Origin of the sequence: Solilutibacter silvestris (assembly GCF_002895945.1) — a bacterium.
In the GTDB taxonomy this organism is placed as follows: domain Bacteria; phylum Pseudomonadota; class Gammaproteobacteria; order Xanthomonadales; family Xanthomonadaceae; genus Solilutibacter; species Solilutibacter silvestris.
This window is the reverse complement of sequence record NZ_NPZB01000001.1, coordinates 143,539-166,617: the sequence shown is the minus strand read 5'-3', so window position 1 is coordinate 166,617 and position 23,079 is coordinate 143,539. Positions and strand designations below refer to the sequence as shown.

Here is a 23,079-nt window from a genome sequence, read left to right as displayed (position 1 = left end):
CATCACCCGACTAGACCATAGTTTGTGCACTGCGACAATCGTTGGTTTCAGCCGAAACGGCTTGCCGTGTTTCAGTCGCGCAGGACGGCTCCGCTGCGCGCGTCGCGGATCGGCGTCGGCTGCAGCAGGCCGCCGGTTTCGCCATCGAAAATGCCATTCAGCTGCGCAACCAGTCGCGGATCAAGTTCGGCGCGATGCAGCGGTGCGGGATCGCCCGCGAGGTTGGCGCTGGTGGAGACAAGCGCGCCGCCGAATGCGTTGCACAACGCCATCACCGGGCGATGCGCCGACACTCGCACGGCGATGCCGTCATGCGCGCCGGTGATCCAGCGCGGCGCGAAGGGCGAAGCCGGCACGATCCAGGTCGCTGCACCGGGCCAGCTTGCGCGCACCAGCGCGCGCTGCGTTGCGTCGAGCGCAGCCATCGACACGAACGGCGAGAGTTGCATTTCATCGGCGGCGATCAGGATCAACCCCTTGTCGAGCGGGCGCTGCTTGATCGCGAGCAGGCGCAGCACCGCCTGCTCGTTGCGTGGATCACAGCCCAATCCCCACACGCCTTCGGTGGGATAGGCGATCACGCCGCCTGTTCGGATCGCTGCGGCGATTGCGTCGGCATTCGACGGCGACACGATGGCGCAGGATCCGTCGGGTATCAGCCGAGCGTCAGCGTGACCGGGATGTTGCCGCGGGTCGCGTTGGAATACGGACAGACCTGGTGCGCGGCGTCGATCAATTGTTGCGCGGAGGTGGGATCCATGCCGGGCAGATGGATGGTCATGCGCACGGCGACGCCATAGGCCTGGCCGACCGGGCCGAGATCGACTTCGGCATCGACCGACAGATCCTCCGGCAAGGTGATGTGCTGGCGCGCCGCAACCGCCTTCATCGCGCCGATGAAGCACGCGGAATAACCCGCTGCGAACAGTTGTTCGGGATTGGTGCCGCCGCCCTTGCCGGGTGGCGTGTGGGTGACGTCGAGATGGCCGTCATCGCTGCGCGAGACGCCGCCATCGCGGCCGCCGCCACTGGTATGCACATGTGCGGTGTAGACGACTTTGTCCAGCGTATTCATCATTCACTCCTGTTGGCGGAATCGGGGTTCGATGATGCACCCGATCGCGTTACGAACGCCATGGATGCATTCATGCGGCGATCAGAACGGCGGCGCGTCGCTCGATGCGACGGTCTTTTTCACCACGACTTTCTTCGTTGCGGCTTTCTTTGCACTGGCTTTCTTTGTGACTTTCTTCGCTGCCGTCTTTTTTGTTGCCGCTTTCTTCGCAGTCGACTTCGTTGCGGCTTTCTTCGCCGGTGCCTTGGTCGTGGCTTTCTTGGTCGCGACCTTCTTCGTCGTGGTCTTCGCCGCGGTCTTGCGACCCCAGCCCTTGCGCGCGGGCTTGCCGGTTTCCGCCATCAACTGGGTGACTTCTTCCAGCGTCAATGACGCCGGTTCGCGATCCTTGGGGATCTTGCCGTTCATCGCGCCATCGCTGATGTACGGGCCGAAACGACCGTTCAACACCTGGATGTCGCTGCCTTCGAATGCCTTGATGATGCGGTTGCGCGCGATCTCTTCCTTCTCGTCGATCAGGAACACCGCGCGGGCGAGATCGATGGCGAAGGGATCGTCTTCCTTCTTCAGCGAAGCGTAGACCGAACCGCGCTTGGCGAACGGACCGAAGCGACCGATGCCGACCGTCACCGTTTCACCGTTCGATTCGCCGAGCGTGCGCGGCATGTCGAACAGCTTCAACGCCTGCTCCAGCGAGATCGAATAGATGCTCTGGCCCGGTTGCAGCGATGCGAATTTCGGCTTCTCCTCATCCTCGACGGTGCCGATCTGCACCATCGGGCCGAAGCGGCCGATGCGTGCGCTGATCGGTTTGCCGCTGGCGGGATCGATGCCGAGTTCACGGGCGCTACCGGCATCGGTGCGGTCGACCGATTCCGTTTTCTCCGTCACCAGTTCCTTGAACGGGCCCCAGAACTTCTCCATCAGCGGAACCCAGTTCTCCTCGCCGCGGCTGACGGCGTCGAGTTCGTCTTCCATCTTCGCGGTGAAGTCGTAATCGACGTAACGGGTGAAGTGGGCGCTGAGGAATTTCGATACCGCGCGGCCGACGTCGGTGGGATGGAAAGCGCGACCTTCCATCTCCACGTACTTGCGGAATTGCAGCGTCTGGATGATCGAGGAGTAGGTCGATGGCCGGCCGATGCCGTATTCCTCCAGCGTCTTCACCAGCGAGGCTTCGGTGAAGCGCGGCGGTGGCTGGGTGAAATGCTGGTCGGCGTGGATGCGATCGAGCGGCACCTTGTCGCCGGTCTTCATCAGCGGCAGCTTGCGGCCTTCATCGTCATCGTCCGCGGTCTTCTGGTCCTTGCCTTCCTCGTAAACCGCGAGGAAGCCGGACACCACCACCGTGGTGCCACTGGCACGGAATGCGTGCTGGCTGCCGGCGGCGAGCTCCACCGTCACCGTGTTGAGCGTGGCCGGGATCATCTGGCTGGCGACCGCGCGCTTCCACACCAGGTCGTAGAGCTTGCGTTCGTCGTCGCTGAGGAAGCGGGCGATCTGCGCCGGCGTGCGCAACGCCGAGGTCGGGCGCACCGCTTCGTGCGCTTCCTGCGCGTTCTTCGATTTGGTGGTGTAGGCATTCGGCTTATCCGGCACGGAGGCAGTGCCGAAATCGCGCGCGATCACGTCGCGGATTTCGCCCAGCGCGTCCTGCGACAGGTTCACCGAGTCGGTACGCATGTAGCTGATCAGGCCGACCGTGCCTTCCTCGCCGATGGCCACGCCTTCATACAACTTCTGCGCCACCTGCATGGTCTTGCGGGTGGTGAAGCCGAGCTTGCGCGCGGCTTCCTGCTGCAAGGTCGAAGTGGTGAATGGCGGCGATGGCCGGCGCTTGCGTTCCTTGCTGGCGACGTCGGTGACGTGCAGCCGGCCCTGCGCGGCCTCGGCGATGCGCGCGCGCGCCTGTTCGGCGCTGTCGCCATCGGTGATCGTGAACTGCTCGAACTTCTTGCCATCCAGCTTGGCCAACCGCGCGGTGAATGCCTGCGACGGATGCGCGCATTCGGCTTCGATGGTCCAGTACTCGCGTGCCTTGAACGCCTCGATCTCTTCCTCGCGCTCGACGATCATCCGCAGCGCCGGCGACTGCACGCGACCGGCCGACAGTCCGCGCTGTACCTTGCGCCACAGCACCGGCGACAGATTGAAGCCGACCAGATAGTCGAGGGCGCGGCGCGCCTGCTGGGCGTCCACCAGATCCATTTCGATCTTGCGTGGTCGCGCGATGGCTTCCTTGATCGCACGCGGGGTGATTTCGGTGAAGACGACGCGGTGCGCCTGATCGACCGCCTTCAGCAGGCCGCGTTCTTCCAGGATCTTGGCGATGTGCCAGCTGATCGCCTCGCCTTCGCGATCCGGGTCAGTCGCGAGCAGGATGTCGTCGGCGCCCTTGGCGGCCTTGGCGATCGCCTCGACATGCTTCTCGTTCTTCTCGATCAACTCGTAGCGCATGCGGAAGTGATCGGCGGGATCGACCGCGCCTTCCTTGGGAACCAGGTCGCGGACATGGCCGTAGCTGGCGAGGACGATGTAGTCCTTGCCGAGGTATTTGTTGATCGTCTTGGCCTTGGCGGGCGATTCGACGACGAGCAGGTGCTTGGGCATGACGATGCGATTCCGGGGCCGGCACGGCCGGCAAAAAATGAGGGGCGAGACGCCAACGCCCGGGACATGGAGGCCCGGGCGTTGGGATCAACCGCTATTTATAGTGGAATCATGCCATGGGGGTGGCTGTCAAGCTGTCTCAGCGATGACTGAGAGCGGCGCCAATGACGGCACACATCGCGAGGGCGCCCAGCATGAACAGGGCAAGCCCCAGTCCCAGCACGATTTTGGTCAGCGTGCCCAGGGTTTCGTCCTGCCACTCCGGATGCTCGGTGTACGCCCATTTGTCCACCACATAGGTCGAGGCGATCATGTCGTGGAGGGCCTGCTTGCGCTCGGTGAAGGCGGCCATGATGAAGCCGATGCCGAAGGTGAAACTGCTGAGCATGAAGGCCCAGTAGCGCCCGATGCCGCGCGCGAAGCTGATGCGGCCACCCTCCATGTTGGTGACCTTGATGCCGATGGCGCGCTTGCCGAGCGTCGCCTGGTGTTCCGAGGCGTGGAACCAAGCGTAGTACATCATCTGGATGGCGATTGGGAGGAGGTAGGCCAAGGTCAGGGCGATGCCCATGCCGGCACTGAAGCCGCCACGCCCGAGCGATCCGGAGGTGAGGCCTGCGCCGAGCAGGATCGGCAGCTGGACGGCGTAACCGACGATGCCGAGCAGGAGGCCGTCGATCATGTAGGCCGCCGTGCGTTTCCAGAACCCGGCATCGACGACGTGGCCACCGCGCACGACCACCGCGTTGTCGCCGACCTGCGTGCGTGGTGCGGCATAGGGGTCGCTCGCATCGTCGCGCACCACGGGCTTGGCGACGTCGTACATCGAGTAGCTGGCTTCGGCGGCAGGTGCGGGTGCAGCGGGTGCAGGCGCGGGCGTCGCCATCTCGTACATCGACGAGCCCTGCATCGGCGGCGTGGTTTCCGGTTGCGGCGGAACGATGTCGTTCGCCACCGTCGAAAACGCCTGCCAGCCGCTCATGCCGTTGCGCCACACCAGTGTGTCCATGGCGATCTGTCCTGCGTTGCGCAGCGCCAGCAATTCCTGCGTTTGCACCGGGCCACGTTGCTGGCCCTGGCGGTCGGCGTAATACCACTCGGTCATTCGATTCCCCTGTTGGTGCGCGGTCGCGAAGCCGAAGTCTGCGCGAGCTCAGTCTTCGCGGCAAGCCGACGGCAGGTGACGGTTGTCGATGTCGGAGCGGCAATGCCACTTGCCGTCGCCATTCTTGGCGCGATCCATCCAGATGGTCCTGCCATCGAGCTGGTCCTTGCCGGTGCCACCGAGATGGAGTGCGAGCACGCAGCGCGTTGCGTCGTCGGCGAGCTGCCCGACTTCGATGCGCTCGACGTCGCGCGCGCCCTTGAAATCGTCATTGCCCGGGCATTGGCCCGTATGCGCGAGCCGATTGTCGATCGCTTCCCGGACTGGACGCGTGGCATTAATTGCCGCCATCACCTTCGACTTCAACACGTATTGCTGATACGCCGGCAGGGCGATCGCGGCGAGGATGCCGGCCAGCGGGATGCACAGGGCGGCGCACACAGCGAAGGCGATCAGGCAGCCATTGCTTTTGGGCGGCTTCGCCGTCGTGCGCGGATGCGATGCCGCCGGCAACGACGGGGGCAGGGGCGGCGGGATGGACATCAGTGCAGCGGTTCGGGATCGTCCACGAACATTTGCGTTTCCATCCACGCGTAGGCGGCTTCCGATCCCGGCTGGTTGAACAGGACCATCAGCACCACCCATTTCAGGTCGTCCTGGTCGAGTTCGTCCTGGTCGAGCGCCATCGCGCGATCCACCACCAGTTCGCGCTGGTCGGCATCGAGCACGCCATGCTGTTCGAGATAGATCAGGAAGCCGCGCGCCTCGATGTCGAGCTTGGCCAGCTCGCCATTGGTGAAGACCCGGGTTGGTCCCGATGGACCGCGGTTGCTGAAACTTGGCCGGCGTTCGGCCAGTCCGTCCAGCCAATCGAAGGCACGGTTGGCTTCGGCCGGGCTGAAGCCCGCCGAAATCAGCGTCGACTGCAGCGTGTCGCGATCCTGCGGCGGCACGGCGTCATCGGTGAAACAGTGTTCGAAGAGATACAGCAGGACGTCCAGAATGCTCTCTTTCATCGATCCCCGGCCTGCGCCCGCGGGCGCGTGGATGTCGGAAGCATTGCCTCACCCGGGAGTGCGGAGATAGCGGCCATGCGTGACCTTGACCCTCCCCTGCAACTCCATAGACAGGAGAATGGATGAGAGTCGGGCTGGCGTCAATGCGGTGCGATCCGCCAGCGTATCCATAGGGATTGGGTCATGGCCCAGGGCGGACCACACGGTCTTGTGGTCGCTATCCAGATCCTCGGGCAAGGGGATCGCTGCGATCGCGCGCGATGCCGGGCGGCGCGCGGGCTGTGCCACCACCCGACCCAGTGCCGGCGCGAGACTCAACAGGACGTCTTCCGCTCTCTCCACCAGTTGGGCACCATCACGGATCAAGCGGTGGCAGCCGCGTGCCTGCGGATTGTGGACCGATCCCGGGATCGCCCAGACCTCGCGGCCGGCTTCGACGGCGAATTGCGCGGTGATCAGTGCGCCGGAGCGGGCGGCGGCCTCGACCACCAGGGTACCCAGCGCCAGTCCGGCGATGATGCGGTTGCGTGCCGGGAAATGATCGCGCAGCGGCTGCGTGCCGGGCGGATATTCGCTGACGAGCAAGCCCTTGGCGGCGATACGTGCGTGCAGGTCGCGATGCTGGGCCGGATAGCACAGGTCCGGGCCGCTGCCGAGGACCGCGATCGTGCTGCCGGCGGCTTCCAGCGCGCCCTCGTGTGCGGCGCCATCGATGCCCGCGGCCAATCCGCTGACCACCGCCAGTCCGGCGCTGGCGAGGCGCTGAGCGAACTGGTTCGCCAGCGCGCGGCCGCCGACGCTGGCAGAACGGGTGCCGACGATCGCGACCGCCGGATCCTGCAGCAACGTGGCATCGCCGCTGGCGAACAGCAACAGTGGCGCGCTGGAGACGGTACGCAATGCGGCGGGATAGTCGGGATCGTGCCAGGCGATGACCTGGTTGCCGGGCCGCTGCAGCCACTCGGCGGTGCGCAGCCAGACCTCGGGATCGGCGCCCCGGCGCAGGCGGATGCAGACGTCCTCGATCAACCCTGCGGCGCGCCACGCCTGCGGACCCGCAGCCAGTGCCGCGCTGGCGCTGCGGTGTTTTTGCAGCAGCTCGCGACGTGGCGCACGGCGGCCGCCGGCGCAAAGGAACGCCAGCCGTGCCGCCAGTTCGGGCATATCGATGTTGACCATGCCGCCAGCGTGACGCGCATGCGACGACGGCGCCCTAGGGCGCCGTCGCGTTCTCGTGTCGGAAAAATCCGAAGTGGCTGAACGGGCCTCAGTAGGGCGCGTCGGGATGCTTCAGTTCGTAACCGATCTTGGTGGGCTTGATGCCATCCATCACCAGCGCGTAGCTGACGTGGTCGAAGGTGCGGAACACCATGGCGTGGCCGGAGAACTCGTCGGGCAGTTTGACGCGGCCGTAATCGCCGACCAGGTCGTCGGTGCGCTCGTATTTCACGTGGTCGACCTTGTGGCTGCCCACGCGCCACAGCGAGAACACGGTGCCGTTGTCGACGCCGTCCTTGCTGCCGACCGAGATCGAGATGACGTCGCGCGGGCCGGCGGTGCGGTAGCGGTCGGCCACGGCCAGCACCTGGGCGCGGCGGTATTCGAACTGCGCCTTGGGCGGGTGCGGGACGAAGTAGGGATCGTAGGTGCTGGCATCGACCGGGATCAGGCGATCGCCTTCGCGCACTTCGCGGCCGGCCTCGTCGAGGCGGACGGTGGAGGCCTGGATGCCGCCGACTTCGCCGCGGGTGACGGTGCCGAGATTGACGCGCTGCAATTCGTAACCGAGGAATTCGCCCTTGCCCGGCGTGATCGCGTTGGTCCAGAACTGCGCGGAATCGAGGATGTGCTTGCCGCGGAAATCGAGTTCGTCATGGGCATAGCTGTCGCAGCAGCCGCGGCGGTCGAAGGCGGTGTAGCGCACGGTCGGACGCACGATCAGGAAGCGCTGGCCGACCGCACTGGCCGGCAGACCCTTGGCGTAGACGACGTAGCCCTGCGAGCCGCGCAGGCGATCTTCCTCGAGGCCGACCACGTAGGGCAGCTCGTCGAATTCGTCGACCACGCGCAGATCCTTCAACCACGGCTCGACCTGGGCCAGCGGGATGCCCGGGATCGGCGCTTCGGCGCTGCGCTGCTGCGCCTCGGCGGTGCGATTGATGTAGGCAAGGCTGAGGACGTCACCCGGATAGATCAGGTGCGGGTTCTTCACCTGCGGGTTGGCCTGCCAGATTTCCGGCCACAGCCACGGACGACTGAGGAACTTGCCGGCGATATCCCACAGGGTGTCGCCCTTCTTCACCACATAGGTGTCGGGGTGATCGGGGCGGATGCCCGGACTCGCGGCGATGGCGAAGCCGGCGACGGTGAGCGCCGCAGTAGCAGCGAGAGTTTTCAGCGACAGGTTGAAACGCGAAAGGATCGAGGCCATGGCCCGAAGTTCCCCGGAAAATCCCCAATATGGACGGCCATTTACACCACAAAGTTCACAGTTTCACAAGACCCTTACATTTAAACCCCCGTTTTGATTGGCCGGTGCCCGGAAACGGCCGGCCAGCCGGCGTTGGGGGAGAGCCGGGCCGGACGCGGTACACTGGCGACCTGCGCTGGCGGTGTCCGTTCCCCGCGCGCATTCCGGACTTGAACCATGGCACTCCTGACGATCCTTGAATTCCCCGACCCGCGCCTGCGCACCAAGGCAGTGGCGATCGCTCCCGCCGCGGTCTCCGAACCGGCGTTCCAGCAACTACTGGACGACATGTTCGAGACCATGTACGAAGCGCCCGGGATTGGCTTGGCGGCCAGCCAGGTCGACGTGCACCAGCGCTTCATGGTGATCGACATCAGCGAGGAGAAGAACACGCCGATGGTCTTCATCAACCCGGAGATCCTCGCCAAGGATGGCGAAGAGGTGTGCCAGGAAGGTTGCCTGTCGGTGCCCAACATCTTTGCCGACGTGACGCGTGCGGCCAACATCCGCGTGCGCGCGCATGATCGCAAGGGCGAAGCGTTCGAACTCGATGCCGACGGCCTGCTGGCGGTGTGCATCCAGCACGAGATGGATCATCTCGACGGCAAGCTGTTCGTCGATTACCTGTCGCCGCTCAAGCGCGAGATGGTGAAGAAGAAGTTGGCGAAGGCGGCGCGCGAGAAGGCAGCGGCCTGACGCGCATGCGCATTGTCTTTGCCGGCACGCCGGAATTCGCCGTGCCCAGCCTGCGCGCGGCCTGCGAACGCGCCGACGTGGTCGCGGTCTACACCCAGCCGGATCGTCCCGCCGGGCGCGGTCGCGCGTTGACGCCATCGCCGGTGAAGCAGGAAGCGTTGCAGCGCGGCATCGACGTGCGCCAGCCGGAAACCTTGCGCGATCCCGAGGTACAGGCGCAGCTGCGTGCGCTCGAACCCGATTTGATCGTCACGGCGGCCTACGGCCTGATCCTGCCGAAAAAAGTGTTGAAGATTCCGTTTCATGGCTGCTGGAACCTGCATGGTTCATTGCTGCCGCGCTGGCGTGGCGCTGCGCCGATCCAGCGTGCGATCGAAGCCGGCGATGCCGAAACCGGTGTGTGCCTGATGCAGATGGCAGCGGGTCTCGATACCGGGCCGGTGTTGCTGTCCGAAGCGACTGCGATCGCTGCGGACGAAACTTCCGGCGAACTGTACGAACGTCTCGCAGACATCGCCGCGCGCGTGCTGGCGCAAGGATTGGAATTGCTGGAAGCCGGATCGCCGCCGTTGCCGCATCCGCAACCCGAAGCAGGCGTCACCCACGCCGCCAAGATCGAGAAAGCGGAAGCGCGACTCGACTGGAACCAACCTGCCGAGGTGCTGGCGCGCAAGGTGCGCGCGTTCCAGCCGTGGCCGGTGGCGGAAGCGACGCTGGCCGGCGAGCGCGTGCGCATCCACGCGGCGAAGGTTGTCGCAGTTACCAGCGATGCGGAGGCGGGAAGCGTGATCGCCGCCAGTCGCGACGGCATCGATATCGCCTGTGGCGCAGGCGTGTTGCGCCTGTTGGTGCTGCAACGCGAAGGCGGCCGCACGGTATCTGCCGGCGACTATCTCAATGCGCGCCGTGATGCGTTCTGACGACGCACGCTTGGACGGCGCCCGTGGCGCAGGCGTGCGCGCCGATGCTGCGCGCGTGCTCGATGCGATCCTGCATGGCGGGCGTTCGCTGAAGGCGGAATTGTCCGCGGCGCAATCGCGCATCGAAGATAGTCGCGATCGCGCCCTGCTCGAAGCCGTGGTGATGGCGGTGCTGCGCAACCGTGCCGATTACGACGCCACATTGCAGGCGTGGCTGCCGCGACCGCTGGGCCAGCGCGACAACGATTTGCGCGTGCTGCTGTACGTCGGTCTGGCGCAACTCGATGCAATGGGCTTGCCAGCGCACGCAGCGGTCGCCGCGACGGTGGATGCTGCGCGCTTGATGAAACGCGTGCATCAGGCCGGCATGGTCAATGCGGTGTTGCGGCGGGCCACGCGCGAGCCGCTGGTGCGCGCCGATGCCCTGGCGGGCTGGCCGCAGTGGTTGCTGCAGGATTTGCGCGCGGATTGGCCGGAGGATGTCGAAGCGATCCTGCGCGCCAGCCGGATCGCGCCGCCGATGTGGTTGCGGGTGAATCGATCGAAGATCGATCGCGAGTCTTATGCGGCGCGCTTGCGCGAACAGGGCCTGGATCCGCGGATGCCGGATCATCCTGTCGATGCGCTGTTGCTGGAGACGCCGGTCGCGATGAGTGCATTGCCCGGCTTCGATGAAGGCCTTGTTTCCGTGCAGGACGGCAGCGCACAGCAACTCGCTGATGCCTTCACGTTGAAGCCCGGGATGTGTGTGCTCGATGCCTGCGCCGCACCGGGTGGCAAGGCTGCGCATCTGCTGGAACGTGAACCGACATTGCGATTGCTCGCGCTGGATGTCGATGCACGACGCCTGCGGCGCGTGCGCGAAGGATTGCAGCGCCTCGGCCTGCAGGCAGCCAGGGTCGCGGCCGATGCGACCGCCATCGACGAGTGGTGGAACGGCCAGCCGTTCGACGCCATCCTGATCGACGCGCCGTGCAGCGCCACCGGCATCCTGCGCCGCCAGCCCGACATCCTGCTGCATCGTCGCGCCGAAGACGTCGCGGCGCTGGTCGCGTTGCAGGCGCGCATGCTCGATGCCTTGTGGCCGACGCTGGCAGCGGGCGGCACGCTGGTCTACGCGACCTGTTCGATCCTGCAGGCGGAAAACGCCCGGCAGATCGAGGCGTTCCTCGCGCGAACGGCGGACGCGGAACTGGTCGCGCTGGATGCAACGTTCGGGCGCGATACCGGCCTCGGCCACCAACGCCTGCCCGGCGAAGGCGACATGGACGGCTTCTTCTACGCGCGACTGCGCAAGCGCTGATCCGGCTGCGGGCGCGATGGCGCTTCCCGTATCATCGCGTCATGCTCAAGACCCGCGAATCCCGTGACACCTGGTTGTTCTGGATCGCCGCGCTGCTGATCGTCGGCGCCGGCATCGGCCTGCGCGATCCGTGGCCCGCCGACGAGCCGCGTTTCGCGCTCGCCGCGAAGCAGATGGTCGAAAGCGGCGACTGGTTGTTCCCGCATCGTGGCATCGAGTTGTATTCCGACAAGCCGCCGATGCTGATGTGGCTGCAGGCGACCTTCTTCGATATTTTCCGCAACTGGCGCGTCGCCTTCCTGTTGCCGTCGCTGCTCGCCACATTGATGACGCTGGCCTGCGTGAAGGATCTTGGCAAGCGCCTGTGGACACCGAAGATCGGGTTGTGGGCAGCGTGGGCGGTGTTGCTGGCGTTCCAGTTCACTTATCAGGCCAAGAAGGCGCAGATCGATCCGCTGGTGACGGGCTTCATCACCCTCGCCAATTACGGATTGCTGCGCCATCTGCTGCTTGGGCCGAACTGGCGCTGGTGGTGGATCGGCTGGTTTGCGGCCGGACTCGGCACGATCACCAAGGGCGTCGGCGTGCTGGCGTTGCTGATGCTGGCGCCGGCGATCTATGCGAGCGTGCGTGGCTGGCAGTCGCGTGGTGAACGCATGGCGTTGCATGTGCGCGATTGGCGCTTCTGGATCGCGCCGCTGTTCTTCGTCGCGGCGATGGCGCTGTGGCTGCTGCCGATGGTGAGCGCGGTGCAGGCGCGCCACGATCCCGTGTACGACGCCTATCTCAACGACATCCTGTTCCACCAGACCGCGAAGCGTTACGCGCAGTCGTGGGACCACGCGCAACCGGCGTGGTACTTCATCGTGGTGATCGTTGGCATGTGGTTGCCGGCGATGCTGGCGCTGCCGTGGGCGATTCCGGCGTGGAGGCGTCGCCTGCAACGGCACGACGCACGCTATCTGCTGCCGCTGGTCTGGGGTGCGCTGATGGTGGTGTTCTTCAGCATTCCCTCCGGCAAGCGCGACGTCTACATCATGCCGGTGCTGCCGATGTGGGGACTGGTGCTGGCGCCGTTGTTGCCGGGATTGCTGAGGAAGGCATGGCCGCGTCGCCTGCTGGCAATAGCGATGTCGGTGATGGCGATCGGTTTCGTGGCCGGTGGCGCGTTGATGGCGTTTGGCCATTCGAAATCGATCACGCGCTTCCTCACGGATCGTGGTCTCGAATCCGGTGCCGGCATCGGCTGGATGCTGCTGGCGATGGGTGCAGGCGTGATCGTGGCGCTGGCGTGGTGGCGACGCCGGCTGGAGATCGCGACGATCGTGTCGCTGGGCACGATGTGGATACTCTTCAGCGTGTTCGGTTATCCGCTGCTCAATGATTCATCGTCCGCGCGCGGGTTGATGCGCGATGTCGGCGCACGCATCGGTCCCGATGCGCAGTTGGCGATGCTCGGCTGGAAGGAGCAGAACCTGTTGATGGCCGATCGTCCCGCGGTGAATTTCGGATTCACCCGCGACATGCAAGTGCAGACCGCCGATGCGATCCACTGGTTGCAGGCCGATCCCGAGCATCGCTGGCTGCTGGTGCAGGACACGGCGTTGCCGAAGTGCATTCCGCAGTCCGCGCTGGAGCTCGTGCCGCATGCCAATCGGCGCACGTGGTATCTGGTGCGCGGTGGCGCGGCGATGGCGTGTCCGCACTGAGGCACGGGCTGGCTTAGCGCGTTCGCGAAAGCGCATCGCCCGGCTGTGCGCCTTTAGCGGTTATCCGCAGTGACCGACACGCCGTGAATCCATCCATGGAGGCTCGACTCGGCATCCATGCCTCGTATGGTCGGTCACTGCGGACGAACCGCACGGCGCTGCCGGTGGCGAGTTTTTCGCTCTTCTCTTGAAAGCAACAACACGCACCCGCTAAGCCAGCGCGCGTGTTACCGCGCCAACCCCCGCAGCTTCCGATACTTGTCGAACACGTAGCGCGCGTGCAGCGCGTGATAACGCGCGGATGTGCCGCCGTCGAGAAAGCCACCGCGCAGCACGTAGTTCTTCAACCAATAGGTGCCGGCGTGCAACGGCGCGTCGATCGCGCTGGCGCGGCGTCCCTGCGCGTGGCGCTGCTGCGCCCATAGCGTGGCGTAGCGCTGCAGCTTGCTGGCGTATTCGTCGTCGCTACGCGCGGTGTCGTGCTCGATCCGTGCCTGCAGGGTGGCGACGCGCTTGCCGGCGGTGTCGAGTGCTTCATGCACGCTGGCCGGTTTGTAGCGCAGGTCGTTGCGGAACAGGCGTTCGACCTTCTCCTTGCCCCAGCCGCCGTGATCCAGTGCGGTGCCGAGATAGTGCGTGCGCCGCAACAGCTTCCATACATCGGCCCGTTCGACGTGGTCATCGGCGAACACTGTGCGGATCGCGTCGGCGGTACCAGCGGCCAGCCATTCGTCGGAATCCAGCAGCAGCACCCACGGTGTCGTCGCCAGTGCGATCACCGCGTTCTTCTGCGCGGCGAAGCCCAGCCATGGCTGCTGCACCACGCGCGCGCCGGCGGCTGCGGCGGCGGCCACGGTATCGTCGTCGGACTGCGAATCCATCACGATCACTTCGCGGCACAGCGGCACGAGGCTGGCCACGCAGCGACCGATGCGGTCGCCCTCGTTCTTCGCGATCACCACGCCGGTGACAGGGGGTTTTGCGCCTGCGGCCTCGTTCATCGCGGCCTCGAGTGCTTCTCGAAATCGGCGTAGGGATTCACTTCGCCGCTGCCGGGGGGGCGCAGGGTGTAGCGCTTGTACGTCCACTGGTACTGCGCGAGGTCGCGACGGGCGATGCGTTCGATGTCGCGATTGAGTGCAGCGACGCCGATCTTCGGATCTTCGTCGGCGATCCCCGGATCGGCGCGTTCGATGCAGACGCGGAAGCGTGGCGTGTCCGCGCTGCGTTGGCACCACGCGTGAAGAACCGTGGCGCCGGTGCGCTGCGCCAGCCGGTTCAGCAGGGTCATCGTCAATGCCTGCACGCCGAAGAACGGCGCGAATTCGCCGTCGCCGGCCTTGGGTTGCTGATCGGGCAGGATGCCGACCACGCCGCCCGCGGCGAGTGTCTTGAACAACGCGCGGATCGCGGTGCCTTCGGCGCGCACCTGGGTGATGCGGCCCGGCGCTTCATCGGCGCGGACCCGACGCAGGAAGGCTTCGCCGACCGCGGATTCCGGTGGTTTGTAGAGGATCGCCAGCGGTGTCTGCGCGGCCAGCCACTGGTTCAACAGTTCCCAGTTGCCGAAATGCGGCGCCGAGACGATCAGGCCGCGACCGGAATGCAATGCGGCATCGAACAGTTCGCGACCATCCTCGCCATCGATCAGCGCCAGGTTGTCGGCGTGCGGATGGGTCCACAGGCGCAGGGTTTCCATCATCTGCCGACCGGTGCTGCGCAGGACCGCGCGTTCCAGCGTGGTGCGCGCCGTGGCATCCAGATCCGGCAGCGCCAGTTCCAGGTTGCGGCGTGTCACCCGCAGTTCGCGGCCGCCGCTCCAGCGCTGCAGGCGCGCCAGGCCATCGCCGCAGCGGTTGAGCACGGGCCACGGCAGGTGGCCGAGGCCGGACGCGGCGGTGTAGAGGAGGTTGGCGGTGCGGTCGGGATTCACTGGGCAAGTCTATCGGGGGAACGCGCACCTACAATTCCCCCATGCTTGCACTCATCCAGCGCGTCACCCAGGCCAAGGTCGAAGTGGGGGAGGAAACCGTCGGCACCATCGGGCCGGGCCTGCTGGCGCTGGTCGCTGCCGAGCCTGGCGACAGCGAAAGCCAGATCGTGCGGATGGCGGAAAAGCTGCTTCGTTATCGGGTGTTCGCCGATGATGCCGGAAAGATGAACCGATCTTTGCAGGAGATCGCCGGAGATTTGTTGCTGGTCAGCCAGTTCACCCTGGCCGCCGATACCAATTCAGGCCTGCGCCCGAGCTTCAGTTCCGCCGCGCCACCGGCTGAAGCCGAACCGATTTTCGAACGATTGCTGGCCGAATGTCGGCGAATTTCGCCCGGAAGGGTGGAAACCGGGCGCTTCCGTGCCCATATGACAGTCAGCCTGGTCAACGACGGCCCGGTCACCTTCCTGCTGCGGATCTGAGCCAAACGGCCGGTCCGCGTGGTAAAATTGCAGGTTCACTCCCGTTTCACGTTTATGGTGAGAGCCGCATGGCCAACGAGCGTCAGGTCCAGCAATCCGATATCAAGCTACTGATCAGCAAGGGGCTGGAGCAGGGCTATCTGACCTTTGCCGAAGTCAACGACCACTTGCCGGACGACGTCGTCGATGCCGAGCAGATCGAAGACATCATCGGTCTCATCAACGGCATGGGCATCGAGGTGCACGAAGTTGCACCGGATGCCGAGACGCTGTTGCTGGCCGGCCAGGCCAGTGGTGGTCGCGAAGTCGACGACACCGCTGCCGAGGAAGCCGCCGCCGCGCTGTCCGCGCTCGATACCGAGACCGGTCGCACCACCGATCCCGTGCGCATGTACATGCGCGAGATGGGCACGGTGGAACTGCTGACCCGCGAAGGCGAAATCGCCATCGCCAAGCGCATCGAGGAAGGCCTGCAGCAGATGCTGGGCGCGCTGGCTTCGTTCCCGTGGTCGAACAAGCAACTGATCGACGATTACGCGCTGGTGCAAGGCGGCAAGAAGCGCATGGCGGAAATCATTGCCGGGTTCGCCGACGACCACAACGACGAAGCGATCCTGGCGGAAGAGTTGGCCATGGCGGCCGAGGCGGAAGCCGCCGAGGATGAGGAAGCCGAGGATGGCGAGGCCACCGAAGCCGCGCCGACCGGCCCCAATCCGGTGTTGGTCAAGGAGCGCATGACCGCGCTCGCCGATCTCTACGGCAAGTTCGAAAAGGCCTACGTCAAGCACGGCCCGTCGCACAAGACGGTGCTGAAGCTGCGTGGCGAGATGGCCGAGGTGTTCGCGGGGTTCCGCCTGCCGCTGCCGATGCTGGAGTCGCTGGTGTCGCGCCTGCGCAAGGCGATGGCCGAAATGCGCGAACGCGAACGCCGCATCCTCGAGCTGTCGACCAAGCGCGCCGGCATGCCGCGCAAGGAATTCATCCGCGGCTGGGAGGGCAACCTCACCAACCTCGATTGGGTGGACGAGATGCTCAAGCGCAAGCAGAAGTGGGGCTCGGGCCTGCGCGACGTGCGCGAGCAGATCATCGCCCAGCAGGAATCGGCGATCGAACTCGAACAACGCATGATGGTGACGCTGCACGATCTCAAGGAGATCGGCCGCATGCTCGCCATCGGCGAGGCCAAGGCGCGCAAGGCCAAGAAGGAAATGGTCGAGGCCAACCTGCGCCTGGTCATATCCATCGCCAAGAAGTACACCAACCGCGGCCTGCAATTCCTCGACCTGATCCAGGAAGGCAACATCGGCCTGATGAAGGCGGTCGACAAGTTCGAACATCGTCGCGGCTTCAAGTTCTCGACCTACGCGACGTGGTGGATCCGCCAGGCGATCACCCGCTCGATCGCCGACCAGGCGCGCACCATCCGCATCCCGGTGCACATGATCGAGACGATCAACAAGCTCAACCGCATTTCCCGCCAGATGCTCCAGCAGTACGGCCGCGAGCCGACGCCGGAGGAGCTGGCCAAGGAAATGGACATGCCCGAGGACAAGATCCGCAAGGTCATGAAGATCGCCAAGGAACCGATCTCGATGGAGACGCCGATCGGCGACGACGAGGATTCCCACCTCGGCGATTTCATCGAGGATTCCAACGTGGAATCCCCGATCGAGGCGACCACCAACATCAGCCTGGTGGAAACCGTGCGCGACGTGCTGGCCGGCCTGACCCCGCGCGAGGCCAAGGTGTTACGCATGCGCTTCGGCATTGACATGAACACGGATCACACGCTGGAAGAAGTCGGCAAGCAGTTCGACGTCACCCGCGAGCGCATCCGCCAGATCGAGGCCAAGGCGTTGCGCAAGCTGCGCCATCCCACGCGTTCGGAAACGCTGCGCAGCTTCCTTGATATGGAATAAGTGTTGCAGGCATGCAGTTGCGAAAGGCCCCGCGCGAGCGGGGCTTTTTGTTGGGCGAATGGTTGCGTGATACGTTCGCGCTGAATCAAGGCGCGCGACAGGGAGATGGGAGTGGGGATGAAGGTACTGGTCGCCGGATCGGCCAATCTCGATTTCGTGGTGCGTGCCGCGCATGTGCCGGCGCCCGGGGAAACCGTGCTCGGTCGCGAGCTGCAACTCTTCCCGGGCGGCAAGGGCGCCAACCAGGCAGTGGCCGCCGCGCGCGCTGGTGACGCCCATGTCTCGATGTTGCTGGCCTTGGGCGACGATGCCTTCGTCGCGCAACTGGAAGCGCCGCTGCGCGACGCCGGTGTCGATGCGCATATCGTGCGCGTTGCCGGCACTGCATCCGGTTCGGCCTTCATCTGCATCGCCGATGATGGCGAGAATTCGATCACCGTTGCGCCGGGCGCGAACCTGCATCTGGCGCCGGAACACTTGCCGGCGCTGCAGGGCTTCAGCCATGTGCTGATGCAGCTGGAAGTCCCTATCGCGAGCGTGCAGGCCTATGCGCAGGCCGCACGCGCGGCAAACGTCAAGGTGGTGTTGAACGCGGCGCCGGCGCAGGCATTGCCGCGTGCGTTGCTGGACTGCGTCGACGTGCTGATCGTCAACGAAGGCGAACTGGCGGCGTTGGCGGGAAGCACTACGCAAGCCGATGTGTCCGGGCAGTGTGCGGCGATCGGCATCCCCTGCATCGTCGTCACCCTGGGTGCATGCGGTGCCTGGTTGTGGCGGCGCGATCAAGCGCTGATCGAACAACCGGCGTTCGCGGTGGACGTGGTCGACACCACCGGTGCTGGCGACGTGTTCTGTGGGACGCTCACCGCGCTGCTGGCGCAGGGTGCAGCGTTCGAACAGGCGATGCGCTACGCGACGGCAGCGTCGGCGCTAGCTTGCACCAAGCTGGGCGCGCAATCAGGCACGCCGACGCGGGTGGAGTTGGAAAGGTTCCTCGCCGACCGCCGGGACTGATCGGGCACAATATGCATCCGGTGTGTCCGGGCCTATAGCTCAATGGTTAGAGCAGAGGACTCATAATCCTTTGGTTCCAGGTTCGAGTCCTGGTGGGCCCACCAAATAGGGGCTTCATGGCATCCGGCCCAGTCCAATAGCGGGTGATTTTGTTGCATCGGACTTTATGGAATCCGGTTGCCTTCGCCATCTACTTGTCGCCGGACGTGGTGCCTATGCCATTCGTGGATCCGCTCACCGCAGCTGGCCCCGCGGTGCTGGAGATATTCGACCATCCGGAGAAATACACCGGCATGACCGTGTCTGTGATTGGAGAGATATTGACGGCCCGGCAGATGGTGGACACATTCGTTCGCGTGACAGGACAGAAGGCGCATTACGCCTCGGCCTACACGCGCGACGAACTGCTGCGGCACTTTCCCGCATTCGGCGCCAATGAATATCTCGTGCGCGAGCTGGTAGGGATGGTGGAATACGCGGTCGAGTATGGCTACTACGCCCCTCAGCGCGATTTGGAGTGGAGTCGAAAGATCGACCCTAACGCCCTGACCTGGAAGCAGTTCCTTCAAAAAAGCGAGTGGCGGGGTGAATTAACGCGTTATGACGCTTCACCAGAGTCCTTGCAATTTGGATAGCCCGTACTCGACCGCGCCTTACGGGGACAGGGTTACACGCCCGAGCTTGACCAGTCGCTTCGCGACAACATCGTCCTCACCGTTCTGATTCGGCACGTTGCTTCTCGATATCGTTGCTCGACCGATTTGGGAGGATGGCGTCAGCGATAATGTGAACGAGATGATCGGCCCGTGGCGCGAATGACGGTAGGTCGACGAGCCAGCCGAGCGCCGCCATCAGGCCGAACAGGTCGTCCCCATTCATATCGGTGCGCGCCGTACCTTCGGCCTGAGCACGGAGCAGTAGTCGCGCGCTCGCCGAGTGCACCGCTGCGCATGAAGCATAAAGAGCTGAGTCCGCGTTCGCGTGGGCGGATGCCATCAAGGCGACGACGCCTCTATGGCTTTGGGTGAATGCCATCCATTCGCGAAACCAAGACACGAGCGCTTCGTCAGGTGAATTCGACGTTTCGAGTTCGTTTGCCTTCTGCGTCAGTTTGTCCAGATGCGTACACAACAACGCTTCAAACAAGGCTTCTCGCGTCGGGAAATGACGCAGCAGCGTAGCCAACCCGACGTCAGCACGGCGGGCGATATCTCGCATGGACGCGTCGACACCATGCTTGGCGACGACGTCGTGCGCGACTGCAAGTAGGCGGCTGTAATTTTTTTTGGCGTCGGCTCGCATGAGGCCTCTTGACAATCGGATCACTGATCCATATATTTGGACCACTGGTCCAGATGCCGCGGCTCAGGATCTGGATCGGTGGTCCAAATCATACTGCGCCTTTGTACCCAAGGGAACAGCGGCGCTGCCTTGCACCACAAACGAAAGGTGAAAGATTGTGAAAAAACTAGAGGGTAAGGTTGCAGTGATCACGGGCGGAAGCAGCGGGATTGGCTTGGCCACGGCTAAGCGTTTCGTGGAAGAGGGTGCGCACGTCGTGATCACTGGGCGACGAGAGAAAGAGCTGGAGGAGGCCGCCGCCGCCATCGGGAGAAACGTTACGGTGGTCGTGGGCGATGTGTCGCGCTTGGAAGACTTGGACCGTCTCTATGCCGTCGTGAAAGAGGAACATGGTCACATCGACGTTCTCTTCGCGAACGCGGGCGCAGGAACAATCGCACCGCTCGCGGTAGCTACTGAGGCCCATTTTGACCAGACCTTCGACGTGAACGTGAAGGGAATGTTCTTTACGGTACAGAAGGCCCTTCCCCTCTTCAAAGATGGCGGTTCAATTATCCTGAACTCTTCGGTCTCAAACGTCCTCGGGCTTCCAGGGTTTACTGCTTACGCCGCGAGCAAGGCGGCTGTACGCAACTTCGCGCGCGGCTGGACTATGGAATTGAAAGACCGCAAGATCCGCGTGAATTCAATGAGTCCCGGAGCAATCGACACCCCGGCCTTGGCGACGACGACGGGCCTTACCGCTGAACAGGCCGAGCAAGCAGTCGCACAGTTCACCACGCAGATTCCAATGGGCGGCAGGGGCATGCCCGAGGAAATCGCGGCAGCAGTCGCGTTCCTCGCCTCCGATGAAAGTTCTTACATCACCGGTGTGGATCTCGCCGTCGATGGAGGCATGGCGCAGGTCTGACCCCGGCGCGCTCCCGTGGCGGGCCCCACACGCCGCAGTCTCGTCGAATACCCTGACACAACGGAGGTCCCAATGTACGACCAATCCAAATTATCCGAATTGATCCGGTTCGCACGAGTCGATGCGGGTTCCACCGTCATCGACATTTATCCAGGTGACGGCGACTGGACCCGCTTCTTCTCCGACGTCGTGGGACCCGAAGGACGGGTCTACAGCTTCGTGCCGGCCGAAGTCGCCCACTTCAAGAATGATCCGGTCGGCCGCATGCGAACGCTTGCGAAGGAGCCGGGTCGAGAGAATGTCGAAGCCGTTTCGGCGGATCTCGTGGCGATGCCGGAGGCGACGCAACCGGCAGATGTCGTTTGGCTGCACCTGTTCTACCATGATCTCCACACCGCGCTGATCCAGGCCAAGGGCGCGACGGCGGCCGAATTCAATCGAGCCGTCTACGAGCGGCTAAAGCCCGGCGGGTTCTACGTCATCGTGGACCACGCCGCCGCGGTCGGAACGGGCACGAGCGACGCCCAGTCGCTGCATCGGATTGAGCCGGCATCCGTGCGCGAAGAGGTGGAGGCGGCCGGCTTCGTACTGGACGCGGAAAGCACCATGCTCGCGAACAAGGACGATCCGCACTCGATCAAGGCGTTCGATCCCTCGATCAAGGGCGAGACCGATCGCTTCGCCTATCGGTTCGTAAAGCCCTGACAGGTACCGGCGCCAACTTCATGTCGAGCCGTCGGAACAACTGGAGCGGTTCATCGATAGGGTGGACCCTGCTGACAAATGAACGAGCAACGGCCAACGGCAATCGGTACGGCTATCTCAAGCTGCGCCTCTCGGGCGCCTGGCCATGCATGCGCTTGCCGGAACGCTGCTCTCCTCGATCGGGCGCTGACCTATGGCCCTGAACTCAAACGCGCTCAAGCCGAATTTGGCCGCGCGCGGGACTGAATGCCCGATCTCAAGGATATTGCGAAGAGTCTGATACCGCCCGATCCGCCAGAAGCTGCACGGCACGCTCTTCAAACGGCGAAAGCTCGCTGCCGCGCATGCGCGAGAGGACAAACACAAGAGGACGGAGGTGCCATGCTCGGCGACGAAGCTCGACCAGACGACCGGCAGCCAAGTCTTCAGCGACCAAGTTCACAGGCATGTGGCCCCAACTGAGCCCCGAAATCAGAAGGTCACGTTTCGCGCCTAGGTCGTTGACGAGCCACTGGCGCTCTCCTGCTACGCCCATCTGGGTCTTCTCTGCACCCGGCTGGTTGTCTGTCACCACCAATTGCACATGCTGACCAAATTGTTCGAGGGAGATTGGCTGCTCGATATTCGCTAACGGATGGGTCGGCGCACACACGGTGACCATCCCTACTTCGCAAAGCCAGTGCCTCTCGATCGCGCCTTTCTTGATCTCGGGCACGTCTGAAACGGTAACCGCGAGCGAGCAGCTGCCTGCCAGTACCAGCGCCTCGCCACCCTGCATGGTGATCATGCGCAGGCTAATGGCGGCCGTTGGCGATTCGCGTTCGAGTGCATGCAGGCAGTCGATCAGGCGCGCCCTTGGGAAATACGTATCGACGGCGATTGAGAGGCTCGGCACGCCTTCCGCCGAAATCGACTTCGCTCGGTTCTTCATCTCTTCCATACGCGCAATCACGGCTCGCGCGTCAGGAAGAAGGCTCCGCCCTGCAGCGGTGAGTTCGGCCTTCCGAGCATCTCGCTGAAAGAGTTCTAGGCCTAGCGCGGTTTCCAATGCGGAGATCGCGTGGCTAACGGCGGATTGGGCTCGCCGAAGCCGGCGGGCCGCGCCCGTGAAGCTCATCTCCTCACATACCGCGACGAAGGTGCGAAGTTGGTTGATTGAGACGGTGTCGAGCACGTCATCTATTCCTTAGATGGATAGAAGCGATATTTTGTCAGTTTTCAAGATGAGTCAAGGCCCCTATCTTCCATCTCACGCAAGCCCACTGGGGCAACGCTTCAACGCTGAAAGGAACAGATCGAAATGCCGACACTTCTTGCGATACAGGCAAGCCCTCGCCACGAATACTCGACCTCCCGCAAGCTCTCGGCGGTGTTCGTTGAGAAATGGCTGGCCGCACACCCCGGCGGCAAAGTCATTGAACGCGATCTGATGAAGACCAATCTGCCGTTTGTCGATCTGCCATGGATTGGCGGCGCGTTTACGCCCCCGGAACAACATTCGCCGGAGAGCGCTGCCGCCATCAAGATATCCAACGATTTGGTCGCCGAGCTGCAGGCAGCCGATCGCATCATCATCGGCACACCGATGTACAACTTCACCATCCCGGCGGCGCTGAAGGCCTACATCGACCACATCGTCCGAGTCGGCGTCACCGTAGTCGACAACGTCGGACAACTGACCGGCAAGAAGACCACAATCATCCTGGCCAGCGGTGGTGACTTTAGACCCGGCTCGCCCTTTGAAGTCTATAACCAGGCGAGCGGCTATCTCCGCCAGGTGTTGGGCTTTATCGGATTGACGGATCTGGACATCCTCCTGGCCGACCGCGCGCGCGCCGGCGACGCGGGAGAGACCGCAGTCGAACAGTTCGGCGAAGCGGTCAGTCTTGCTGCCGCGGCTTAGAGCTCGA

At 64.1% G+C, this 23,079-nt stretch carries 23 protein-coding genes and 1 tRNA gene; 12 read left to right on the top strand and 12 right to left on the bottom strand.

Going from position 1 to position 23,079, the window contains the following annotated elements; translation table 11 throughout:
* Positions 1 to 71: 71 nt before the first annotated feature.
* From tsaC to Lysil_RS00775, 8 genes are all read right to left on the bottom strand, one after another.
* Positions 72 to 632 carry an L-threonylcarbamoyladenylate synthase type 1 TsaC gene (gene tsaC / locus Lysil_RS00810; protein ID WP_103073696.1) on the bottom strand — a complete coding sequence of 187 codons (561 nt, stop codon included), beginning with the start codon at positions 630 to 632 and terminating at the stop codon, positions 72 to 74.
* Positions 633 to 655: 23 nt separating this feature from the next.
* Entirely contained in the window at positions 656 to 1,075 is a 420-nt protein-coding gene (locus Lysil_RS00805) for an organic hydroperoxide resistance protein (RefSeq protein ID WP_103074896.1), read from the bottom strand.
* A gap of 81 nt (positions 1,076 to 1,156) precedes the next feature.
* Positions 1,157 to 3,685 (bottom strand): DNA topoisomerase I, encoded by a 2,529-nt coding sequence (locus tag Lysil_RS00800; protein ID WP_103073695.1) that lies wholly within the window; start codon positions 3,683 to 3,685, stop codon positions 1,157 to 1,159.
* Between the two features lie 139 nt (positions 3,686 to 3,824).
* Positions 3,825 to 4,790 (bottom strand): RDD family protein, encoded by a 966-nt coding sequence (locus Lysil_RS00795; protein WP_103073694.1) that lies wholly within the window; start codon positions 4,788 to 4,790, stop codon positions 3,825 to 3,827.
* Positions 4,791 to 4,838: 48 nt separating this feature from the next.
* On the bottom strand, positions 4,839 to 5,333 hold the full coding sequence (locus tag Lysil_RS00790) for a pilin (protein ID WP_165782329.1): 495 nt from the start codon (positions 5,331 to 5,333) through the stop codon (positions 4,839 to 4,841).
* On the bottom strand, positions 5,333 to 5,806 hold the full coding sequence (locus Lysil_RS00785; RefSeq protein WP_103073692.1) for a DUF494 family protein: 474 nt from the start codon (positions 5,804 to 5,806) through the stop codon (positions 5,333 to 5,335). Before Lysil_RS00785 ends, Lysil_RS00790 begins: the two co-directional genes overlap by 1 nt.
* A 48-nt stretch (positions 5,807 to 5,854) precedes the next feature.
* A complete protein-coding gene (dprA, locus tag Lysil_RS00780; protein ID WP_103073691.1) occupies positions 5,855 to 6,985 on the bottom strand; it encodes a DNA-processing protein DprA in 1,131 nt (376 codons plus the stop codon).
* Between the two features lie 88 nt (positions 6,986 to 7,073).
* Positions 7,074 to 8,237 carry a LysM peptidoglycan-binding domain-containing protein gene (locus Lysil_RS00775; protein WP_103073690.1) on the bottom strand — a complete coding sequence of 388 codons (1,164 nt, stop codon included), beginning with the start codon at positions 8,235 to 8,237 and terminating at the stop codon, positions 7,074 to 7,076.
* A gap of 216 nt (positions 8,238 to 8,453) precedes the next feature.
* Here Lysil_RS00775 and def point away from each other — a divergent pair, with 216 nt between their 5' ends.
* From def to Lysil_RS00755, 4 genes are read left to right on the top strand one after another with little or no spacing between them, the layout of a single operon-like run.
* Complete coding sequence (def, locus tag Lysil_RS00770) at positions 8,454 to 8,972, top strand: peptide deformylase (protein WP_103073689.1); 519 nt, start codon at positions 8,454 to 8,456, stop codon at positions 8,970 to 8,972.
* A gap of 5 nt (positions 8,973 to 8,977) precedes the next feature.
* A complete protein-coding gene (gene fmt, locus Lysil_RS00765; protein ID WP_103073688.1) occupies positions 8,978 to 9,892 on the top strand; it encodes a methionyl-tRNA formyltransferase in 915 nt (304 codons plus the stop codon).
* The gene (gene rsmB / locus Lysil_RS00760) at positions 9,882 to 11,195 is read left to right on the top strand and encodes a 16S rRNA (cytosine(967)-C(5))-methyltransferase RsmB (RefSeq protein ID WP_103074895.1); all 1,314 of its coding nucleotides are present in this window, start codon (positions 9,882 to 9,884) and stop codon (positions 11,193 to 11,195) included. Before fmt ends, rsmB begins: the two co-directional genes overlap by 11 nt.
* Before the next feature lie 41 nt (positions 11,196 to 11,236).
* Complete coding sequence (locus Lysil_RS00755; RefSeq protein WP_103073687.1) at positions 11,237 to 12,904, top strand: ArnT family glycosyltransferase; 1,668 nt, start codon at positions 11,237 to 11,239, stop codon at positions 12,902 to 12,904.
* A 227-nt stretch (positions 12,905 to 13,131) separates the two neighbouring features.
* On the opposite strand, the gene Lysil_RS00750 is transcribed toward Lysil_RS00755, so the two are convergent.
* Both Lysil_RS00750 and Lysil_RS00745 read right to left on the bottom strand, forming a co-directional pair.
* On the bottom strand, positions 13,132 to 13,905 hold the full coding sequence (locus Lysil_RS00750; RefSeq protein ID WP_103073686.1) for a glycosyltransferase family 2 protein: 774 nt from the start codon (positions 13,903 to 13,905) through the stop codon (positions 13,132 to 13,134).
* On the bottom strand, positions 13,902 to 14,837 hold the full coding sequence (locus Lysil_RS00745; protein ID WP_103073685.1) for a lauroyl acyltransferase: 936 nt from the start codon (positions 14,835 to 14,837) through the stop codon (positions 13,902 to 13,904). The genes Lysil_RS00750 and Lysil_RS00745 overlap by 4 nt, the downstream gene beginning before the upstream one ends.
* 41 nt (positions 14,838 to 14,878) lie before the next feature.
* Here Lysil_RS00745 and dtd point away from each other — a divergent pair, with 41 nt between their 5' ends.
* The 5 genes from dtd to Lysil_RS00720 all read left to right on the top strand — a co-directional run bounded on the left by dtd (position 14,879) and on the right by Lysil_RS00720 (position 18,887).
* The gene (gene dtd / locus Lysil_RS00740; protein WP_103073684.1) at positions 14,879 to 15,319 is read left to right on the top strand and encodes a D-aminoacyl-tRNA deacylase; all 441 of its coding nucleotides are present in this window, start codon (positions 14,879 to 14,881) and stop codon (positions 15,317 to 15,319) included.
* A gap of 68 nt (positions 15,320 to 15,387) precedes the next feature.
* Positions 15,388 to 17,238, top strand: coding sequence for an RNA polymerase sigma factor RpoD (gene rpoD, locus Lysil_RS00735; RefSeq protein ID WP_103073683.1), 1,851 nt, complete (start codon positions 15,388 to 15,390; stop codon positions 17,236 to 17,238).
* A 117-nt stretch (positions 17,239 to 17,355) separates the two neighbouring features.
* Positions 17,356 to 18,252 carry a ribokinase gene (locus Lysil_RS00730; protein WP_240600249.1) on the top strand — a complete coding sequence of 299 codons (897 nt, stop codon included), beginning with the start codon at positions 17,356 to 17,358 and terminating at the stop codon, positions 18,250 to 18,252.
* A gap of 28 nt (positions 18,253 to 18,280) precedes the next feature.
* Positions 18,281 to 18,356, top strand: a tRNA-Ile gene (locus Lysil_RS00725).
* Between the two features lie 39 nt (positions 18,357 to 18,395).
* Positions 18,396 to 18,887: an NmrA family NAD(P)-binding protein gene (locus Lysil_RS00720; protein WP_103073681.1), complete on the top strand. Its 492-nt coding sequence runs from the start codon at positions 18,396 to 18,398 to the stop codon at positions 18,885 to 18,887.
* A 76-nt stretch (positions 18,888 to 18,963) separates the two neighbouring features.
* Here Lysil_RS00720 and Lysil_RS00715 read toward each other — a convergent pair whose 3' ends face one another.
* Positions 18,964 to 19,554, bottom strand: a complete 591-nt coding sequence (locus tag Lysil_RS00715) for a TetR/AcrR family transcriptional regulator (RefSeq protein ID WP_103073680.1) — start codon at positions 19,552 to 19,554, stop codon at positions 18,964 to 18,966.
* Positions 19,555 to 19,711: 157 nt separating this feature from the next.
* On the opposite strand from Lysil_RS00715, the gene Lysil_RS00710 reads away from it, so the two are divergent.
* Positions 19,712 to 20,464 (top strand): SDR family NAD(P)-dependent oxidoreductase, encoded by a 753-nt coding sequence (locus Lysil_RS00710; RefSeq protein WP_103073679.1) that lies wholly within the window; start codon positions 19,712 to 19,714, stop codon positions 20,462 to 20,464.
* Positions 20,465 to 20,536: 72 nt separating this feature from the next.
* Positions 20,537 to 21,169 (top strand): class I SAM-dependent methyltransferase, encoded by a 633-nt coding sequence (locus Lysil_RS00705; protein WP_103073678.1) that lies wholly within the window; start codon positions 20,537 to 20,539, stop codon positions 21,167 to 21,169.
* Positions 21,170 to 21,425: 256 nt separating this feature from the next.
* On the opposite strand, the gene Lysil_RS00700 is transcribed toward Lysil_RS00705, so the two are convergent.
* A complete protein-coding gene (locus tag Lysil_RS00700; RefSeq protein ID WP_103073677.1) occupies positions 21,426 to 22,343 on the bottom strand; it encodes a LysR family transcriptional regulator in 918 nt (305 codons plus the stop codon).
* A 126-nt stretch (positions 22,344 to 22,469) separates the two neighbouring features.
* Here Lysil_RS00700 and Lysil_RS00695 point away from each other — a divergent pair, with 126 nt between their 5' ends.
* Positions 22,470 to 23,072, top strand: a complete 603-nt coding sequence (locus tag Lysil_RS00695; RefSeq protein WP_103073676.1) for an FMN-dependent NADH-azoreductase — start codon at positions 22,470 to 22,472, stop codon at positions 23,070 to 23,072.
* The last annotated feature ends 7 nt before the right edge of the window (positions 23,073 to 23,079 follow it).

What these genes read in the sequence shown, in the direction of transcription:
- Lysil_RS00805 (WP_103074896.1), bottom strand. Translation starts at nt 1,075, where the DNA reads ATGAATACGCTGGACAAAGTCGTCTACACCGCACATGTGCATACCAGT.
- Lysil_RS00800 (WP_103073695.1), bottom strand. Translation starts at nt 3,685, where the DNA reads ATGCCCAAGCACCTGCTCGTCGTCGAATCGCCCGCCAAGGCCAAGACG.
- Lysil_RS00795 (WP_103073694.1), bottom strand. Translation starts at nt 4,790, where the DNA reads ATGACCGAGTGGTATTACGCCGACCGCCAGGGCCAGCAACGTGGCCCG.
- Lysil_RS00790 (WP_165782329.1), bottom strand. Translation starts at nt 5,333, where the DNA reads ATGTCCATCCCGCCGCCCCTGCCCCCGTCGTTGCCGGCGGCATCGCAT.
- Lysil_RS00785 (WP_103073692.1), bottom strand. Translation starts at nt 5,806, where the DNA reads ATGAAAGAGAGCATTCTGGACGTCCTGCTGTATCTCTTCGAACACTGT.
- dprA (WP_103073691.1), bottom strand. Translation starts at nt 6,985, where the DNA reads ATGGTCAACATCGATATGCCCGAACTGGCGGCACGGCTGGCGTTCCTT.
- Lysil_RS00775 (WP_103073690.1), bottom strand. Translation starts at nt 8,237, where the DNA reads ATGGCCTCGATCCTTTCGCGTTTCAACCTGTCGCTGAAAACTCTCGCT.
- def (WP_103073689.1), top strand. Translation starts at nt 8,454, where the DNA reads ATGGCACTCCTGACGATCCTTGAATTCCCCGACCCGCGCCTGCGCACC.
- fmt (WP_103073688.1), top strand. Translation starts at nt 8,978, where the DNA reads ATGCGCATTGTCTTTGCCGGCACGCCGGAATTCGCCGTGCCCAGCCTG.
- rsmB (WP_103074895.1), top strand. Translation starts at nt 9,882, where the DNA reads ATGCGTTCTGACGACGCACGCTTGGACGGCGCCCGTGGCGCAGGCGTG.
- Lysil_RS00755 (WP_103073687.1), top strand. Translation starts at nt 11,237, where the DNA reads ATGCTCAAGACCCGCGAATCCCGTGACACCTGGTTGTTCTGGATCGCC.
- Lysil_RS00750 (WP_103073686.1), bottom strand. Translation starts at nt 13,905, where the DNA reads ATGAACGAGGCCGCAGGCGCAAAACCCCCTGTCACCGGCGTGGTGATC.
- dtd (WP_103073684.1), top strand. Translation starts at nt 14,879, where the DNA reads ATGCTTGCACTCATCCAGCGCGTCACCCAGGCCAAGGTCGAAGTGGGG.
- rpoD (WP_103073683.1), top strand. Translation starts at nt 15,388, where the DNA reads ATGGCCAACGAGCGTCAGGTCCAGCAATCCGATATCAAGCTACTGATC.
- Lysil_RS00730 (WP_240600249.1), top strand. Translation starts at nt 17,356, where the DNA reads ATGAAGGTACTGGTCGCCGGATCGGCCAATCTCGATTTCGTGGTGCGT.
- Lysil_RS00715 (WP_103073680.1), bottom strand. Translation starts at nt 19,554, where the DNA reads ATGCGAGCCGACGCCAAAAAAAATTACAGCCGCCTACTTGCAGTCGCG.
- Lysil_RS00705 (WP_103073678.1), top strand. Translation starts at nt 20,537, where the DNA reads ATGTACGACCAATCCAAATTATCCGAATTGATCCGGTTCGCACGAGTC.
- Lysil_RS00695 (WP_103073676.1), top strand. Translation starts at nt 22,470, where the DNA reads ATGCCGACACTTCTTGCGATACAGGCAAGCCCTCGCCACGAATACTCG.